The organism is Rothia sp. HMSC065C12 (assembly GCF_001812085.1).
In the GTDB taxonomy this organism is placed as follows: Bacteria; Actinomycetota; Actinomycetes; order Actinomycetales; family Micrococcaceae; genus Rothia; species Rothia mucilaginosa.
In genome coordinates this window covers 192,982-209,056 of sequence record NZ_KV807670.1, presented here as the reverse complement: position 1 = coordinate 209,056, position 16,075 = coordinate 192,982, and the positions used below count along the sequence as shown (strand labels likewise).

General features: G+C 60.4%; 11 protein-coding genes and 2 tRNA genes. 2 read left to right on the top strand and 11 right to left on the bottom strand.

The genetic code is table 11. The annotated features are described in order from the left end of the window. Nucleotides 1-33: 33 nt before the first annotated feature. Entirely contained in the window at nucleotides 34-831 is a 798-nt protein-coding gene (gene rpsB / locus HMPREF2836_RS01050; protein ID WP_005508818.1) for a 30S ribosomal protein S2, read from the bottom strand. 724 nt (nucleotides 832-1,555) lie between these two features. Here rpsB and HMPREF2836_RS01045 point away from each other — a divergent pair. Continuing rightward, on the top strand, nucleotides 1,556-1,996 hold the full coding sequence (locus HMPREF2836_RS01045) for a M23 family metallopeptidase (protein ID WP_070616885.1): 441 nt from the start codon (nucleotides 1,556-1,558) through the stop codon (nucleotides 1,994-1,996). A 151-nt stretch (nucleotides 1,997-2,147) separates the two neighbouring features. On the opposite strand, the gene HMPREF2836_RS01040 is transcribed toward HMPREF2836_RS01045, so the two are convergent. The 10 genes from HMPREF2836_RS01040 to HMPREF2836_RS00995 form a co-directional block, all read right to left on the bottom strand. Further along, a complete protein-coding gene (locus HMPREF2836_RS01040) occupies nucleotides 2,148-4,364 on the bottom strand; it encodes a flagellar motor protein (RefSeq protein ID WP_070616828.1) in 2,217 nt (738 codons plus the stop codon). A 1-nt stretch (nucleotide 4,365) separates the two neighbouring features. Then, the gene (locus HMPREF2836_RS01035; RefSeq protein WP_070616826.1) at nucleotides 4,366-5,457 is read right to left on the bottom strand and encodes a hypothetical protein; all 1,092 of its coding nucleotides are present in this window, start codon (nucleotides 5,455-5,457) and stop codon (nucleotides 4,366-4,368) included. 274 nt (nucleotides 5,458-5,731) lie between these two features. After that, nucleotides 5,732-5,805 (bottom strand) — tRNA-Ile (locus tag HMPREF2836_RS01030). A 115-nt stretch (nucleotides 5,806-5,920) separates the two neighbouring features. Further along, nucleotides 5,921-7,126, bottom strand: a complete 1,206-nt coding sequence (locus tag HMPREF2836_RS01025) for a glycosyltransferase (RefSeq protein ID WP_070616824.1) — start codon at nucleotides 7,124-7,126, stop codon at nucleotides 5,921-5,923. A 327-nt stretch (nucleotides 7,127-7,453) separates the two neighbouring features. Further along, complete coding sequence (locus tag HMPREF2836_RS01020; protein ID WP_070616823.1) at nucleotides 7,454-8,326, bottom strand: phage holin family protein; 873 nt, start codon at nucleotides 8,324-8,326, stop codon at nucleotides 7,454-7,456. Nucleotides 8,327-9,021: 695 nt separating this feature from the next. Further along, nucleotides 9,022-9,094 (bottom strand) — tRNA-Asn (locus HMPREF2836_RS01015). Nucleotides 9,095-9,302: 208 nt separating this feature from the next. After that, nucleotides 9,303-11,429 (bottom strand): DNA primase, encoded by a 2,127-nt coding sequence (dnaG, locus tag HMPREF2836_RS01010; protein WP_070616820.1) that lies wholly within the window; start codon nucleotides 11,427-11,429, stop codon nucleotides 9,303-9,305. Nucleotides 11,430-11,560: 131 nt separating this feature from the next. After that, nucleotides 11,561-12,727, bottom strand: coding sequence for a tRNA dihydrouridine synthase DusB (gene dusB, locus HMPREF2836_RS01005; RefSeq protein ID WP_049355088.1), 1,167 nt, complete (start codon nucleotides 12,725-12,727; stop codon nucleotides 11,561-11,563). A 207-nt stretch (nucleotides 12,728-12,934) separates the two neighbouring features. Next, entirely contained in the window at nucleotides 12,935-13,912 is a 978-nt protein-coding gene (locus tag HMPREF2836_RS01000) for a GNAT family N-acetyltransferase (protein ID WP_070616818.1), read from the bottom strand. 128 nt (nucleotides 13,913-14,040) lie between these two features. Continuing rightward, nucleotides 14,041-15,420: a glycine--tRNA ligase gene (locus tag HMPREF2836_RS00995; RefSeq protein ID WP_005507052.1), complete on the bottom strand. Its 1,380-nt coding sequence runs from the start codon at nucleotides 15,418-15,420 to the stop codon at nucleotides 14,041-14,043. 232 nt (nucleotides 15,421-15,652) lie between these two features. Here HMPREF2836_RS00995 and HMPREF2836_RS00990 point away from each other — a divergent pair, with 232 nt between their 5' ends. After that, nucleotides 15,653-15,868, top strand: coding sequence for an RNA-binding S4 domain-containing protein (locus HMPREF2836_RS00990; RefSeq protein ID WP_005508828.1), 216 nt, complete (start codon nucleotides 15,653-15,655; stop codon nucleotides 15,866-15,868). Nucleotides 15,869-16,075 lie beyond the last annotated feature (207 nt).

Below are 16,075 nucleotides of genomic sequence, written 5' to 3'. Positions count from 1 at the left end.
CACAAAGCATAAAGCTTAGTGGGCTAAGAAAGCTTACTTAGCAGCCTCTTCAGCCTGTGCAGCCTCGTGCTGCTCCAGGAGCTCGCGCTCCCAAGCTGCCATGGGCTCCTCAGCTGCTTCAGCCTTGCCGTTCTTCTTAGCGTTGCGCTCGATCAGGCCGGCTGCCACTGCGTCAGCAATCACGCGGGTGAGCAGGTTGACGGAGCGGATAGCGTCGTCGTTACCGGGGATCGGGAAAGCAACCTCGTCGGGGTCGCAGTTGGTGTCGAGGATAGCAACAACGGGGATGCCCAGCTTCTGAGCCTCGTTAACTGCCAGGTGCTCCTTCTTGGTGTCAACAACCCACAGGAGGGAGGGAACCTTGGACAGGTTGCGGATACCGCCGAGGGTCTTCTCGAGCTTCTCGAACTCGCGACGCATGAGGAGCAGTTCCTTCTTGGTGTAGCGAGAACCTGCTACATCGTCGAAGTCAATCTGCTCGAGTTCCTTCATGCGCTCGATGCTCTTGGAGATGGTGCTGAAGTTGGTCAGCATACCACCGAGCCAGCGGTGGTTCACGTAGGGCATGTTCACGCGGGTTGCCTGCTCAGCGATAACTTCCTGAGCCTGCTTCTTGGTACCCACGAACAGGATGTTGCCACCGTGTGCGACGGTCGACTTAACAGCCTCGTATGCCTTGTCGATGAAGGCGAGGGACTGCTGCAGGTCGATGATGTAGATGCCGTTGCGCTCGGTCAGGATGAAACGCTTCATCTTGGGGTTCCAACGGCGGGTCTGGTGACCGAAGTGAACGCCGGAGTCCAGCATTTCACGCATAGTTACGACGGGCATGTCGTCTCCTTTTGGGTGCCGCGCAGACCTCCCATTCGGGCTAGCCCAACGCGCGCATAGTAGTTATCAGTTTTTCCTGGCGGCGGTTAGCGTTCACGGTTACCCGTTCAGCTCAGGCCCTAACCACCCCGTGTGGGTGGACCGAAGGTCCCTTATCGGCTCCCCGTTTGAGGATGCCGCTCACGCCGCGCGTCGTCAGTGATGCTGTGCGGCCCCCTCACAGAGGGAGAATACCCGCGCAGGCACACTGCAATACGACATTGTACCGTATATTCCGCGATTAATCCGCCGGATTAGGGTTAAAACCTGCACAGGCGCGGCGGGTGTGTGCAGGGGCACTGTGGATAAAGGATTTTAAGGCGAAAACAGCGGGGTTATCCACAATTTTTCGTGAGGTGCCGCGGGGCGGGGCAATTCGTGATGTGCTCAGAAGATGAAGCAGAACATGATGACATTAGCGACAACGCTACGGCGCGCGATGCTGACGGCGTGCTGCCTGCTGGGTGCACTTGTGAGCGCGGGCGGGCAGGTCTATACGGGTGGGCAACGCTATTCGGGCAGTCAGGGTTATTCGGGTTGGCTCAGTTTTACAGGCGGGGCAGGTTTTACTGAAGGTGCCGCCTCAAGTGCGCAAGCTCCCAGCAGCGCGCACCTTCCCCACACCGTTGAGCTCACCGCAAACCGACTACGCTACCGCTCCCCCACCGCCGAATCCAGGCCGCGGGTGATCCGCCCCTTTGAGAATCCCGCCCAACGCTGGAGCGCAGGGCACCGCGGCGTAGACCTTGCCGTACCCGAGAACAACCGGCGCGTCTACGCACCGGCACCGGGAAAAGTGGTGTTCAGCGGCACGGTCGTCAACCGCAAAGTGTTGGTCATTGCGCATCCGGATGGGCGGCGCAGCACCTTCGAACCCATGGACGAAGCACTACCGGTCGGCACCACCGTTGCAACCGGTGATGTCATCGGCACCGTCGCAGGAACGGCGAACGGCAACAGCGAGCGCCCCTACCTGCGATGCTCCATCCCCTGCCTGTACTGGGGCGTACGACAGGGAGGCGCCCGCGGGGACGGCAGCGGCAAGACCGCCGAGTACGTCAACCCCATGAGCCTGCTGGGGTCGAAGGAGCCGAGCATTTTGCTTCCCGTACCGGGCGGATATTAGGCGCGGGTACTGGATATTAGGCACGGGTACTTGCGCCGAGCATGAGCCGAACCAGATACAGCTGTGGCCCGTCACCTCCGGGGAAGGAGGCAACGGGCCACAGGAGCCAGCCTAAGTTGTGCCCACTAGCGTAGGTGCTAGAGATAGCTACTTACTGGAGGACGTCACCGTCATCAGCACCGAACTGGTTCGGCTGTACAGGCTGCTGAGCAGTCTGACCGGGCTGAACCGGCTGAGTGGGCTGAACCGGCTGCTCAGTCGGAGGGATATACGCGGGCATTGCCTTGGTCGGCTCGTTCTCGCCGTAGTTCACGCCGTGCTGCGGGGTGAACACCTGAGTCGGCGAATCATCCCCCGTAGCGTAGGCGGTGTTCTGCGCCGGGTAGCCCCCCTGTGCCTGGTAACCGGGCTGAGCGGCATAGCCATTCTGAGTAGCGTAGCCGCCCTGTGCCTGGTAGCCGTTCTGTGCGTCAGCCTGGGTTGCGCCGTAACCGGTCGCAACACCCGCCGCCGCGCCCAGTGCCGCAACTGAAGCGGCACGACGCTCACGACCCTTTGCGCGAGCCGCCGCGATTTTCTTGCGGAACAGGAAGAGCAGAACCAGGATGAGCAGTAGCAGACCCACAATAACCGCATCCACGATTACGTCAGTCATACTCAGACCGGACACCGGAACAGTCAGACCGGAGGTGGTGCTGACGCCGTGGTCAGTCTTGACGCTCAGCTCGCCACCATTCACGGTCAGCTGCACGTGCTGAGAGCTCTTCGCGATGCTGTTCGCGGCATCTACCTTCTGCTGCTCCAGCGAGGAGAAGGTCGGCGCCTTGAAGGTGAACTCGAAGGGAGCCGAGTAGTAGCTACCCAGCTTCGAAGAGAGCTTAATCTCAGGGGTCACAATGTAGTCGGAGCCGAAGGGGTGGTAGCCACCGGGGCGGGTAACGGTCACCTTCGAATCGGGCAGGTATTCGTTCAGGCGCTGGTTGAACTCGTTCTGGTCCTTACCGCGAACCTTTACGCTCACGATGGTGGCGTCACCATCCTGGCGGACCTCGGTCTCGTCATTGCCGCCGCCTGCGAAAACGTCCTTGAGCTTCTGCTCAGCACCCGCAACATCTGCGGTCGGGAATGCGTAGAGGAAACGTGCTTCCATGGAACCGTCCAGGCCCAGGGAGGTAGCCACCTTCATGCTCTTCATCTCAATCTGACGTGAAGAAACACGGTCAACCGCAATGAGAGTACTGCTACCACCAGAACGGGAGGAGCTAGCGCGCCCCTCAGGGTCCACAATGTAGGACTTATCGTTGCTGTCCACGATGGTCAGGGTCAGGCCATCACCGTTCGGGGAGCACAGCAGGGAGCAGTCCAGCAGACCCGAAATCTTCTTCTGAACGGTGAAGTTATTATCCTTCGCCACTACCTCACGGCTGGCGGAGAAATCGGTGCTGCTTGCGCCAAACAGCTTCTTGAGACCACTGCCCAGGTCCTCAATCGAAGAAGCGCTAAAGGTCAGGGTACGACCCACTTCTTCCTTCGCACTGGCGGTCGATGCGGAAGGAGCGTATGCCTTCGCCTGCGAGGACTCCAGGCCCTTCTTCAGCTCGGAGCCCTCAGGCTTGACCTGGTTCAGGTAGGCGTCGACCGCAGAAGCGGTCTCGGTGTTCATGATTTCCTTCGCGACGAAGGAAACCATCACGGAGTAACCGCCGTCCTTCTCCTTTACGTCAAGAATGACGTTACGGAAACCGCGGTCCTGAACATCCTTTGCGGAAATCTTAGAACCACCGGAGTTCTTCACTTCCTTCTCGCCAAACTTCACAGTGGTTTCATCGCTGCTGCTGAGAACGCTGTTCTTATTGGAAGCAGACACAACACCGTCCACTACCAGAGCTTCAGGAAGCCAGCCCAGCAGATCGCCCGAGCTGAAGTTTTCCTTCACCTGAATACCCTGCACCAGACCCTGGTCAGAGTTGACGATGCTAATCTGCGGCTTGATGTCGGAGCCCGAAGCCTTCAGCAGAGAGGTCACCTTGGAGTGGTACTCGTCCACGGAGGAGAAGGATACCTTGAAAGTCGCACGAGCCTTGTCACCCTCAGACTGAATACCTTCGTATTCCAGGCCCTCGGGCAGGTGCTTACGTACGGACGCATCCAGCGCCTGGGTTCCACCCTTAACCTTGTCCTGGTTATCCTTCATGTTGAAGGAAACCAGAATGGTGCGGGTACCCTTCTCAGCGCTCTCAAGGCCCAGCTGAGTCTCAATCTTTGCGCTGCAGGCGCTCAGAACCAGGGCGGCAATGGTCAACAGAACCGCCAGGAACATCCAGCGCTGACGAGTCGGCGCGCTCGGGGCGTGAGTCATCGCGTGCATACTAGGCTCCCATCAGGCGAATAGCCACGTAGTAAACAATCATGGATGCCAGAACCCACGCGGTGCTCAGCGCCGCATGCATGATAATCGGGGACTTCGCGAAGCGACCCAGACGATTCAGACCAAGGTAGGTCAGAGCCTCCCCCGAGAACACGGCGAAAGCAAGCACCAGAACCATGAGCATGGTCAGGAAGGACGCACCGTCACCGCTACGGCTGAGGGTCATGAAGAACACGAGCAGGTTCAGCACCAGGAACGAAGGAATCAGCGCCAAAGAAGACACCGACACCGCGTGCATACTCGCGGTGAAAGACGCCGGAGCCTTGCCGATACGCGCGGTCAGCTGCAGCTGCACACCGCGCAGAACCTGCACACCAAAGATTGCAAGAGCCATTAGCACGTACGCCAGAATCATGCGTCCGGTCGGCACGGCCTGCGAGGCGTAGGCGCCACCGTAGGCACCGCCTCGACCGTACATATAGCCCATCATGGACATCGCGACAGTGGCTGCCAGGATTACCAGCTGGCTGAAGAAGAACGCACCCACCAGCGCCTGCAGAGTCGTGGGAACAATCCAACCCCACGCACCTGCGGAAGAGATGCGGGCGTGCGCGGTTGCCGGGTTGCTGGAGAAAACGTCCAGGAACGCGTTCCAGGTAGCACCCAGTGCCTTCACCGCCGGATGCGGTGCGCTCGGCGCATAGGTTGCCTGGCCGGGCTGACCGGGCTGCGCGGCCCCAGGCTGAGGCGCAACACCGGGCTGAGCGGCACCCGGCTGGGGTGCGGCGGCAGGCTGACCAGGCTGCGCGGAGGCTGCCTCAGTATTCGGCTGTGCATTAGCGTTTACCTGAGCGGGCTGAGGCGCCTGCTGAGGCTGAACGGGCTGTTGCGGTACTACCGGTGCGGCAGACTGAGCAACATTACCCTGCTGGCTCGACTGCACAGGCTGGCTCGGCTGAGCAACCTGAGCTGCATTACCCGGCTGAGCAGCCTGACCCGGAAGCGAAGCATCCTGCGCGGGGTGTGCGCCGGCGTCGTAGCCGTAGCCGCCGGCTGCACCCTGCGACGGGTTGTTGGGAGTGTTCTCCGACATTGAGATCCTCTCGTATGGTGTGTGGATGCAACACCTACCGGCTGAATCGGCATCTACCGGCGGCATCACACTGTCTTTCGTGACAAGACTCTTCAACCCTACCGTATTGAACGCTATGGTGCGTCTTCGTTCGTCATTTACTCATTTTCATCACCGTTGATACATTCCATGAACGAAAATACGCGCCTCCGAGAGCATGACAAAAGAGCACGAAAAAGAGGGCGCGAAAAAGCCCCGCCCGCCGACAAGTGGGTGAAGTCGGCGGGCGGGGCCGTAGGGAGTGCGGGGCTCGAACCCGCGACCAAGGGATTATGAGTCCCCTGCTCTAACCGGCTGAGCTAACTCCCCATCCGGTGCAGTGACGGCGCGCAATGGGCGCCAGCACCATCCTCTAGAGTACCTGAACGGCGGCTGAGAACGAAAAACGCTCTACTTCTACTCACCGCTCAGAATCTAGAGAAGCTTAGCGGCGCGAATCCAGGTAACGCTGGTACGGAGCGTCGCTCACGTACAGCTCCTCGAAGGTGCGCCAGGTGTTCTCAGCACTGTGGAAGCCCACAATACGGCGGGACTCGCGGCCCATCTGCTCACGCTCAGCGGCGGGCAGGGAGAGCACCGCCTCCAGCTTCTTCGCCAAATCCTGAGCATTATTGGGTTCGAAGAGGTAGCCGTTCACGCCATCCTCCACCAGGTGCGGCAGAGCCAGCGCGTTCGCGAGCACCACGGGGGTGGAGGCGCTCATCGCCTCCAGAGAGACCAGGGACTGCAGCTCGGCTGTACCGGGCTGGCAGAACACGTCAGCCATCTGGTATACCTCGGGCAGATGCTCATCCGGAACGAAGCCACGGAAAATCACGCGGTCGGACACACCGCAATCGTGTGCCTTCTGTTCGAGTGCTTCACGCAGCTCACCGCCACCGGCGATATCCAGCACCACGTGCTCGAGGGTATCGGGCAGCAGGGAGAGCGCCTCGATGAGCACGTCCACGTTCTTCTCTTCGGCAAGGCGACCCACGAAGGCAATACGCAGCTCACCGGGAACCTTGCCGGCGTCTGCTCCCTCAGGCAGCTCGTAGTCGCTGATTTCAATACCGTTAGAAACCGGCATGACGGGGCGGTCAAAATGACCCAGGTCGCGCATCGCATCCGCACCGATCTGGGTGGGGGTGGTAACGACCGCAGTCTTGGAGAAGCAGAAACGCATGTCCTTCCAGGTGACCTTCTCAATCACACGCTTCACGGGATCGGGGAAGGGCAGGAACGGATCAAGGTTTGCCGGCATGAAGTGGTTGGTTGCGATAACGCGGATACCGCGGCGCTTCGCCTGGAAAATCAGGGCTCGGCCAATAATGTAGTGGCACTGCACGTGCACCACGTCCGGGCGGACCTCGTCAAGGATTGCACCAACCTCGGACCAGATCTCCCAGGGCACGCAGATGCGGTTCGTCTCGTGGGTCGGAGGCAGGTGCGAGCGCAGGCGGTGCTCCACGATGCCACTCTCTACTTCGGTGCGGTAGCTGGGGCCGGGGATGGGGCTGGCGGCGACCACGTGCACGGAGTGACCTCGCTTGAGCATGGAGGTGGCGAGGCGGTGACCGAATTGTGCTGCACCGTTGATGTCCGGCGGGTAGGTTTCTGCGCCAATCAGAATCGTCTTTGCCTGTTCCATGACGGGGCTCCTCATCGGGGTGTAGTGTGTCGGTGACTTTGGGGTTTCGGGTGCGACGGTGCGCCGCTTCTACCTCTGTCTGCCGCGTGCACCGGGTGGGTCCAGTACGTACAGCACTTGTCTATTCTACCTGTGAGCTGCGTCCTTCTCCGACTTATGGCGGGCGGCTTTGGCTGGGAGTTACCTCTAAACCTCCCGTTGAAACAGAAGCCAGCAACCTGCCTGTAGACGCACAAACGCCCCGATACAAGTATCGGGGCGTTTGGACGCTTGGCGTTAAACCTATGCGCCGGCTTTAGCGGCGACTGGGTTTATGGTGTACCGGGTTTAGCGGCGTACCAGGCGGTTCAGGAAGTGCAGGACGGTTGCAATGGATGCGCCCAGTGCTGCGAAGGACTTCCAGCGTGCCTGCAGAACCTCGGGCTTGCGCACGTTCTCTGCCAGGCCGCGGCCGGTAGCTGCTGCACCTGCGGCAACCTCGGAGGGCACTGCCTTGAGTGCATCCAGAGCCTGCTGGGTGTTGGACTGAACGTCGCCAGTGTAGGACTGCAGGTCGTCGCGCAGGGCTGCCAGGTGCTGGCGACGCTCTGCGGTGCGCTGCTTGAGCTCTTCGAAGGTCGGCGGCTTGGGCTCTTCCTCACCGCGTGCCTTGCGCTCTTCAGCTTCCTGACGTGCGCGTTCTGCTGCTTCTTCAGCTTCCTTAGCCTTCTGCTCTGCACGCTCTGCCTGTTCCTTCTTCAGGCGCTCAGCGGACATGGCGGTACCTTCCTTGAGTACGCCGAGGTCGAAGAGCAGACCGAAGATTGCGGATTCGGGCTTGAACGGCAACTGTGCCTTGACCTTCTTCAGACCGACCAGGGCGCAGATTGCCAGGACGATGAGGAAGACGAGGGCGAAGACCAGCGCGGATGCCCAGTAGGGCATGACGGTGCCGAGGCCGAGGATTGCTGCGGCGACCAGCGCAATGATCAGGAACAGACCGAAGACTGCTGCGACGCCGAAGAAGGCCGCACCCTTACCAACGGCGATGCCCTTGGTCTTCAGCTCGTGCTTTGCAATCTGGATTTCGTCCTTGACCTGGCTGGGTCCGAGGGTCTTGAAGGTTTTGCCAGCGTCGATGATGTTCGCGACGCCGGACTTAATCCCGCTGATGCCAGCAAAGAAACGCTTAGGTGCCTTGGGATTAGTAGTAGTGGTCATGACCACCTCTCCGTGACGTGTTTTTGGAGGCTTCTTTTTCGCACTCCACCTCCTATAGTTTAGCCCCTTATGATACCTCCGCGTGACCGTTTGGGTGGGGGTTTGCGCTATCTCTTCAGGTATTTTCGACTTTCTGGAGGCTGCATTGAGCTGCAGGCGTAGCTTTCTGGGTTTGGTTGCGCCTGTAGATTTGCTCTGGAGTAGGCGTAAGAGGATGCCGATGCGCCGCTCCCCCGCTGTGTCTGGGAGGCGGGTGCGGCGCGTGTGGACGGGGTGAACTTTTCTTGAGGGGTGGGCTTCATAAACTGGTTTGCGAGGGTGGAGGGGAAGGCTCCGACTGGACTCGAACTAGCGAGGCGAAGATTTTCCGAGCGCGCGAGGAAGTAAAAACCGTTAACCCCGCCGAGGGCGTAAGCCCGAGGACCTGGAGGGAGCGCCCCAGCGCCTGCGTATGGCGGAGTGGTTACTGATTCATGACTTGGAGAGAACGTTCCGACTGGACTCGAACTAGCGAGGCGAAGATTTTCCGAGCGCGCGAGGAAGTAAAAACCGTTAACCCCGCCGAGGGCGTAAGCCCGAGGGCCTGGAGGGAGCGCCCCAGCGCTCACGAAGGGTGGAGTGGTTACTGGTTCGAGCCAGAGTAACGTATATAGCAAGAACCCCGGAACTTCGTTCCGGGGTTCTTGCTATATCTGCTCCCCCGACTGGACTCGAACCAGTAACCCTTCGATTAACAGTCGAATGCTCTGCCAATTGAGCTACGGGGGATTATTTTGTTTTTGTTGTTTGGTTTCCCTTGCAACGAGTAATAACTATACCGGGGCTGTTTGGGCTCCGCAACTCGAAATAGCGTGAAGTGTATCACTCTTTAGATTGGGAGCTTGGGCTCCGGTTAACCCGCGCTACTCCCCCCCCCGGCTGTCTGCGGAACGTAAAACGTTGAGCAGACAGCCGGGGCTCTCACAAGGAACCGCACCTAGCCGCGCTGTGCGGCGAGCTGTCGGCGGCGCATCTCCAATTCGAGGAGCTGACGCTGTACCGCTTCGAATTCTTCGTCGTCGGGGTTGGCGCTGAGCTGTTCCAGGCGCATCATCAGGTCAGATTTTTGGCGGGCAATCTGCTGCTCAAACAGAGCATTGAGCGCACCGGTGACGAAACCGGGCAGACGCTCGGCGCTACTGACCGGTAGCGGTGAGACGGCGAGCTCCGCGATGGCGGGATGTACGCCCTCCACAGCGCCGGAGCGCACGCAGTTAATCCATTCGATGCCGGGGGTGGGCGCCATGACGGTTGCCGCGTGAATAATGCCGGCGGCCACCTCACGGTGGGTGCGGTAGCGGAACTGCACGGTGGCGAGGTTACGCCACTGTTCCACACTGATGAGCTCGGGGTGCTGCAGGGCAATCTCGAGCGCCGCCTTTTCGAGGCGGGCAACCGGGTCGCGCGGGTCGGGGGTGAGGAATTCCTCGACGGCGGGGGCGGTCACCTCCGGCTGGGGTGCGGCGGGCTGAATGCTGCTCGGCGGGTGCGCGGCAGCGTTCTGACCGGCGTAGGCACTGGGTGCGGCGTGGTCTTCTGGTGGCGGTGCGTCGTAGGCGGGGTCGTAGGGCGCGTCAGCATGAACTGCGCCCTGAGCACCCGCGTAACCCGGCGCGCCCACGTAACCCTGAGCGCCCGCATAGCCCGGCGTGCCCGACACTCCCTGCGGCCCCTCGTTCAGACGCTCGTAACGCGGCGCGGCGGCGGTAGCCTCCGCCTGCTGGGAGCGAGAAAGCTTCGGGTGATTCTGCGCGTACGCCACGGCACGCTGAATCTCGTCGAGCTCCAGACCAAGCTGACCGGATACCTTACGCATGTAGGCGGGGCGCAGGTCGCGGTCCTTAATGCCGGCAATAATCGGGGCGATAGCGCGCATCGCCAGCACACGGCCCTCAAGGGTCGCCAAATCGTACTTGGCGAGGGTCGAATCAATCGCGAACTCGAACAGCGGGCGGCGCGAAGCAATCAGCGAGCGCACGGCGGCGTCACCCTTGTGCAGGCGCAGGTCGCAGGGGTCCATGCCGTTCTCGGCAACCGCCACGAAGGTCTGCGCGACGAAGCGCTGGTCCTCCTGGAATGCAGCCATGGCGGCTTTCTGGCCTGCGGCGTCACCGTCGAAGGTGAAGATGATTTCGCCGCCGGAACCGTCATCGGTAATCATGCGGCGCACCATCTTGATGTGGCCGGGACCGAACGCGGTGCCGCAGGTGGCAACGGCGGTGGTGATGCCGGCGAGGTGTGCCGCCATGACGTCCGTGTAGCCTTCCACGATGACGACCTGCTTGGTCTTGGTCATATCGCGTTTTGCCAGGTCAATGCCGTAAAGCACCTGGGATTTCTTGTACAGCTGCGTCTCGGGGGTGTTCAGGTATTTGGGGCCCTGATCGTCGTCGAAGAGACGGCGGGCACCGAAACCGATGGTTTCACCGGCGATGGTGCGGATTGGCCAGATGATGCGGCCGCGGAAGCGGTCGTACAGGCCGCGGTTGCCCTCCGAGAACATGCCGGTCGCCTTCAGCTCCTCATCAGTGAAACCCTGGGAGCGAAGGTGCTTGAGCAGGTGGTCCCAGCCGCGCGGGGCGTAGCCGACACCGAACTTGCGGGTTGCGGCGGGATCGAAACCGCGGGCGCCGAGGAAGCGCTGCGCCTCCTGAGCATCAGCGCTGTAGAGGTTACGTTCAAAGAACTCGGCGGCAATCTTGTGCGCGTCGAGCAGGCGGCGGCGCATACCCGCCTCGTAGCGGTCGCCGGGCTTACCGCCCTCATAGTGCAGAGTGTAACCAATACGGGCGGCTAGACGCTCCACCGTCTCAACGAAGCTGGTGTGTTCCATCGCCATGACGAAGGAGTACACGTCACCGGATTCACCGCAACCGAAGCAGTGGTACGAGCCGACCTGCGGGCGCACATTGAAGGAGGGCGTGCGCTCGTCGTGGAACGGGCACAGCCCCTTGAAGGTGCCTATACCGGCGCTTTTGAGGCTCACATAGCCTTCAATGATTTCGCGGATATCGGTACGGGCGCGGACTTCGTCAATGTCTTCTTTGCGGATTAATCCAGCCATAAACTCAATTCTACGGTGGGGGTCAACAGGTAGCGTCTGCAGGCGTTATAGGCGCGGAAAATAACGCACAAACAGGCTCGTAAAAAGGATGCGCCGCGACGCGCATACAGCACGCCGCGGCACACAGGTGTTTAGCCGCCGGAAATATCCAGCTCAGCCTCCGCCAGGCCCAGACGCTCAGCATCCCCCAGGATGCGCGAATCCAGCCAGCCATCGGGCAGGTGCGGCTGCTTGGGGCTGCCGGCGCGACCGCGCGAACCCTCCACAGCGGCACCCGGGTAACCAATCGAGTGGTCCAGCTGAGCAATCAGCTCACGGAACGTCGCCAGGTCGGGCACCTGAGCCATCTTCGCTCGCAGCTCACCGCCAACCGGGTAACCCTTGAAGTACCACGCCACGTGCTTGCGGATCTCGCGCAGGCCTCGGGTCTCATCACCGAAGGTTTCCACCAGCAGTTCTGCGTGGCGGTAAATCATGTCCGACACCTCAGTCAGGGTCGGGCGGATACGCTCAGACGAACCCTCAAACGCATTCTGCAGGTCACCAAACAGCCACGGGCGACCCTGGCAACCGCGACCAATCACCACGCCGTCCACGCCGGTCTGCTCGACCATGCGCACCGCATCCTCGGCGGAGAAAATATCGCCATTACCCAGGATCGGCACATCCGGAATCAGCTCACGCAGCTGCGCAATCGAATCCCAGTCCGCCTTACCCGAATAATGCTGAGCTGCAGTACGACCGTGCAGAGCAATCGCCGCGACACCGGCATCACGGGCAATCTTGGCAGATTCCAAGAACGTAATGTGGTCATCGTCGATGCCCTTACGCATCTTAATGGTCAGCGGAATATCGTTGCGGGATGCCTCCTTCACCGCGGTCTGCACAATCGCAGTGAACAGGTCAGTCTTCCAGGGCAGGGCGGCACCGCCACCGCGGCGAGTCACCTTAGGAGCCGGGCAGCCAAAGTTCAAGTCAATGTGGTCGGCACGGTCCTCTTCAACGACCATGCGCACAGCCTTACCGACGTTGACCGCGTCCACACCGTAAATCTGGATGGAGCGGATCTTCTCGTCCGGGTCATGCTCAATAATGCGCATGGACTCGGGCTTACGCTCCACGAGGGCGCGCGCAGTCACCATTTCGGTAACGTACAGGCCGCCGCCATATTCACTGCAGAGGCGGCGGAAAGCCTTATTGGTCACGCCAGCCATCGGGGCGAGAACCACGGGAGTATCAACGGTCAGATTGCCCAGTTTCAGGGGCGGAAGGGTAAGACGGGGTGCTTCAGAATTCACCCCTATATTGTGGCATACGGGGGCAAATCGAGAACCGGACTCAGCTGAGGGGGTACAGGAGCGCAGTGCAAGCTCAGCAACCGTGGGGAGGCGCAGGTACGCGAGAGGGGCGGAGGAGCATTCCACTTCCCCGCCCCTTCAGCAAGAGTCAGCCAGCAGGCTCGATACCGAGAATCTACTTGGCAACCTACGAACCTACTAAAGAATCTACTCGGTCACGTAAATATAGGTCGGGTCGCCCTCCACCGAGGCAGTACCGGCGCGCAGCAGCACGTCGGTCACCTGAACCAGCGCCTCCATGGCGTCGTCAACCTCAACCAGCACCGGGTACTTAGCGCTCAGCAGGGACAGCACCTGCATAATCGCCTCCACAGCGCCCTCATTATCGAAGTCGTAGCCCAGCAGCAGTTCCGTGGCGGTCTTCTCATCCACCAGCGCCGCCTCCGGGTCAGTCTCGAAGGGGTGGTAGCTCACCGCAAACGCAACAATCGGGCCCTTCTTACCCTCAGCAGCAGCCTCACGAATATGGTCACGAAGCACCACGGCACCAAAGGCACGCACCTCATCCGAGAGGAAATAGCGGTTCACGGTGCCCAAACCCACCTCGGCGGGAACATCCCACTCGTGGGCGCGGCGGTAGAAATCCCACAGCGCGGCGGTCAGCTCAACCGAACCGGTCGCCAAATCCTCAATCGCCTGAGTCTCGTTACCGTCAGCGTCCTCACGCAAAGACACCGGAGGAATCGCACCCGGCTCCACACGCACCATACGGGAACGCTGAATCAGCTTCATACCAGCCGCCTGCGCAAACTCCTCACCGTCACTAAACGGCGCCAACTTCACGCGCAGAGCAGTCGTCTGGCCGTGCGCCGCCGCAATCTCACGCAACGCATCCAGCAGGGCAGTACCAATACCCTGACGGCGGTGGTCAGCCGCGACCTCCACATAGGACCATAGACGCGTCGGATGCAGCAGCGAAGCAACCACAGTACCCGCAGCCACCGGCACACCAGAAATAGTCACCACCAGAGTACGGCTGAACGGCGCATCCGTATCCGGGCCGAAAAGGCCACGCTGGCGCTCCTCAACCTCATTGCGGGCAGAGTTCCAAATCTCAAGCAGGGCAAGGTCATCACCCTCCTGCCAGGGGCGAATCTCAAATTTTTCGCTGAGGCGTTCAGCCATATCCGTGCACCTTTCCTTCGCTCGCTTCAATCGTGCCAATCAGTCTAACCAGGGTAGCCCAAATACACGACGGCGGGTAGCCTCTTTCGCTCTAAGAAGCTACCCGCCGACCATGTTATAAATTATTTTTAGCCTGCCAGGCGTGCAGCCAGGTAAGACTTCACCTGATCCAGAGCCACACGCTCCTGGTTCATGGTGTCACGCTCGCGGATGGTCACAGCCTGATCCTCAAGAGTGTCAAAGTCCACGGTGATGCAGAACGGGGTACCGATCTCATCCTGGCGGCGGTAACGGCGACCAATAGCGCCCGCCTCGTCGTAATCCACGTTCCACAGGCCACGCAGCTCATTCGCCAGCTTAGTTGCCGGCTCAGACAGTTCAGCCTTCTTCGACAGCGGCAGAACAGCGGCCTTCACCGGTGCCAGGCGCGGATCAAGCTTCAGCACGACGCGCTTATCCACGCCACCCTTAGTGTTCGGTGCCTCATCCTCAACGTATGCGTCAACAAGGAACGCCATCATGGAGCGGGTCAGACCAAAGGACGGCTCAATCACGTACGGCACGTAACGCTCGCCGGTAGCCTGGTCGAAGTACTCAAGCTTCGCGTTGGAGTGCTCGTTGTGCACGCCCAGGTCGTAGTCGGTACGGTTCGCAACGCCCATCAGCTCGCCCCACTCGGAACCCTGGAAGCCGAAGCGGTACTCAACGTCAATAGTGCCAGCCGAGTAGTGTGCACGCTCCTCCTTAGGAACGTCGAAGCGGCGCATGTTATCCGGGTTAATACCCAGGTCAACGAACCAGTTCCAGCAGTCCTCAACCCACTCATTGAAGTACTTATCAGCGTCATCCGGGTGCACAAAGTACTCAATTTCCATCTGCTCGAACTCACGAGTACGGAAAATAAAGTTACCGGGAGTGATCTCGTTACGGAACGACTTACCAATCTGGCCAATACCGAACGGCGGGCGCTTACGAGAAGCAGTGACCACATTGTTGAAGTTCACGAAAATACCCTGAGCGGTCTCCGGGCGCAGGAAGTGCAGACCCTCCTCATTATCAACCGGGCCCAGGTAAGTCTTCATCAGACCGGAGAAGTTCTGCGGCTCAGTCCACTCACCGCGAGTACCACAGTTCGGGCAAGCAATCTCTTCCATGCCCTCAGCCGCGCGGCCCTTCTTCGCCTCAAAGTTCTCCAGCAGGTGATCCTGACGCAGACGCTTGTGACACGACAGGCACTCAACCAGCGGGTCGGTGAAGGTCGCCACGTGACCGGAAGCCTCCCACACCGCACGAGGCAGAATAACGGAGGAATCCAGGCCAACCATGTCCGCACGAGAGCGGACGAAACGCTGCCACCACTGCTGACGGATGTTTTCCTTCAGCTCTGCACCGAGGGGGCCGTAGTCCCATGCGGAGCGGGAACCGCCGTAAATTTCACCGGCCTGGAAAACAAAGCCGCGGCGCTTCGCGAGCGCAATAACGTTATCGAGGGTGGACTTTTCAGCCATAGTTACTCCTTCTGCCCCGCCACCGGCTGTGACGTGCGTGAGTTCGGGTTCATAAGGGACGCAACCCAGAACGGGGCGCCCGTATTCGCGCTCATCGGCGCAATATGCACACTTTTTGATGCAAGACACTAGGGTACCATCACCACCCCACCCCTGGGTATGCCTACCCGGCCCACCACTCCCCCATTTTTGCCGGACACCAGGATGCACCCGGCGGGATAAACTAGGAAGCATGGAAGAAATTTTTATTCGCGACGACATGATCCGCCTCGGCCAGTTCCTCAAGCTCGCCAACCTCGTAGAGGACGGCGCGCAGGCACGCGAGGTCATTCAGCACGGCCTGGTCAAGGTCAACGGCGACATTGAGGAAGCACGCGGCAAGCAGCTGCACCCCGGCGATACCGTAACGTTCAACGGCGTGACCGTGAAGGTTGCACACGAGGACTAGCACCGTCTGATTACACGTTTGGGACCTAGGAACGATGAGGTGGCGGAATCTGTGAGGGGCGGTGCTCTTCCTCGTTCCTACAGGGAACCCGCCCTCGCTTCGCTTCGGGCACCCTGATGTCACTACGGACGACACCGCCCCTCCGCTCGCACCAAGTCGCATACCTCGGACAGCCGGGGTAGCTATACCCTCCGGAAGCGACATCAG

Bases quoted from the DNA above. Each gene is read 5' to 3' on its own strand.
- rpsB (WP_005508818.1), bottom strand. From the start codon at position 831: ATGCCCGTCGTAACTATGCGTGAAATGCTGGACTCCGGCGTTCACTTC.
- HMPREF2836_RS01040 (WP_070616828.1), bottom strand. From the start codon at position 4,364: ATGCACGCGATGACTCACGCCCCGAGCGCGCCGACTCGTCAGCGCTGG.
- HMPREF2836_RS01035 (WP_070616826.1), bottom strand. From the start codon at position 5,457: ATGTCGGAGAACACTCCCAACAACCCGTCGCAGGGTGCAGCCGGCGGC.
- HMPREF2836_RS01025 (WP_070616824.1), bottom strand. From the start codon at position 7,126: ATGGAACAGGCAAAGACGATTCTGATTGGCGCAGAAACCTACCCGCCG.
- HMPREF2836_RS01020 (WP_070616823.1), bottom strand. From the start codon at position 8,326: ATGACCACTACTACTAATCCCAAGGCACCTAAGCGTTTCTTTGCTGGC.
- dnaG (WP_070616820.1), bottom strand. From the start codon at position 11,429: ATGGCTGGATTAATCCGCAAAGAAGACATTGACGAAGTCCGCGCCCGT.
- HMPREF2836_RS01000 (WP_070616818.1), bottom strand. From the start codon at position 13,912: ATGGCTGAACGCCTCAGCGAAAAATTTGAGATTCGCCCCTGGCAGGAG.
- HMPREF2836_RS00995 (WP_005507052.1), bottom strand. From the start codon at position 15,420: ATGGCTGAAAAGTCCACCCTCGATAACGTTATTGCGCTCGCGAAGCGC.
- HMPREF2836_RS00990 (WP_005508828.1), top strand. From the start codon at position 15,653: ATGGAAGAAATTTTTATTCGCGACGACATGATCCGCCTCGGCCAGTTC.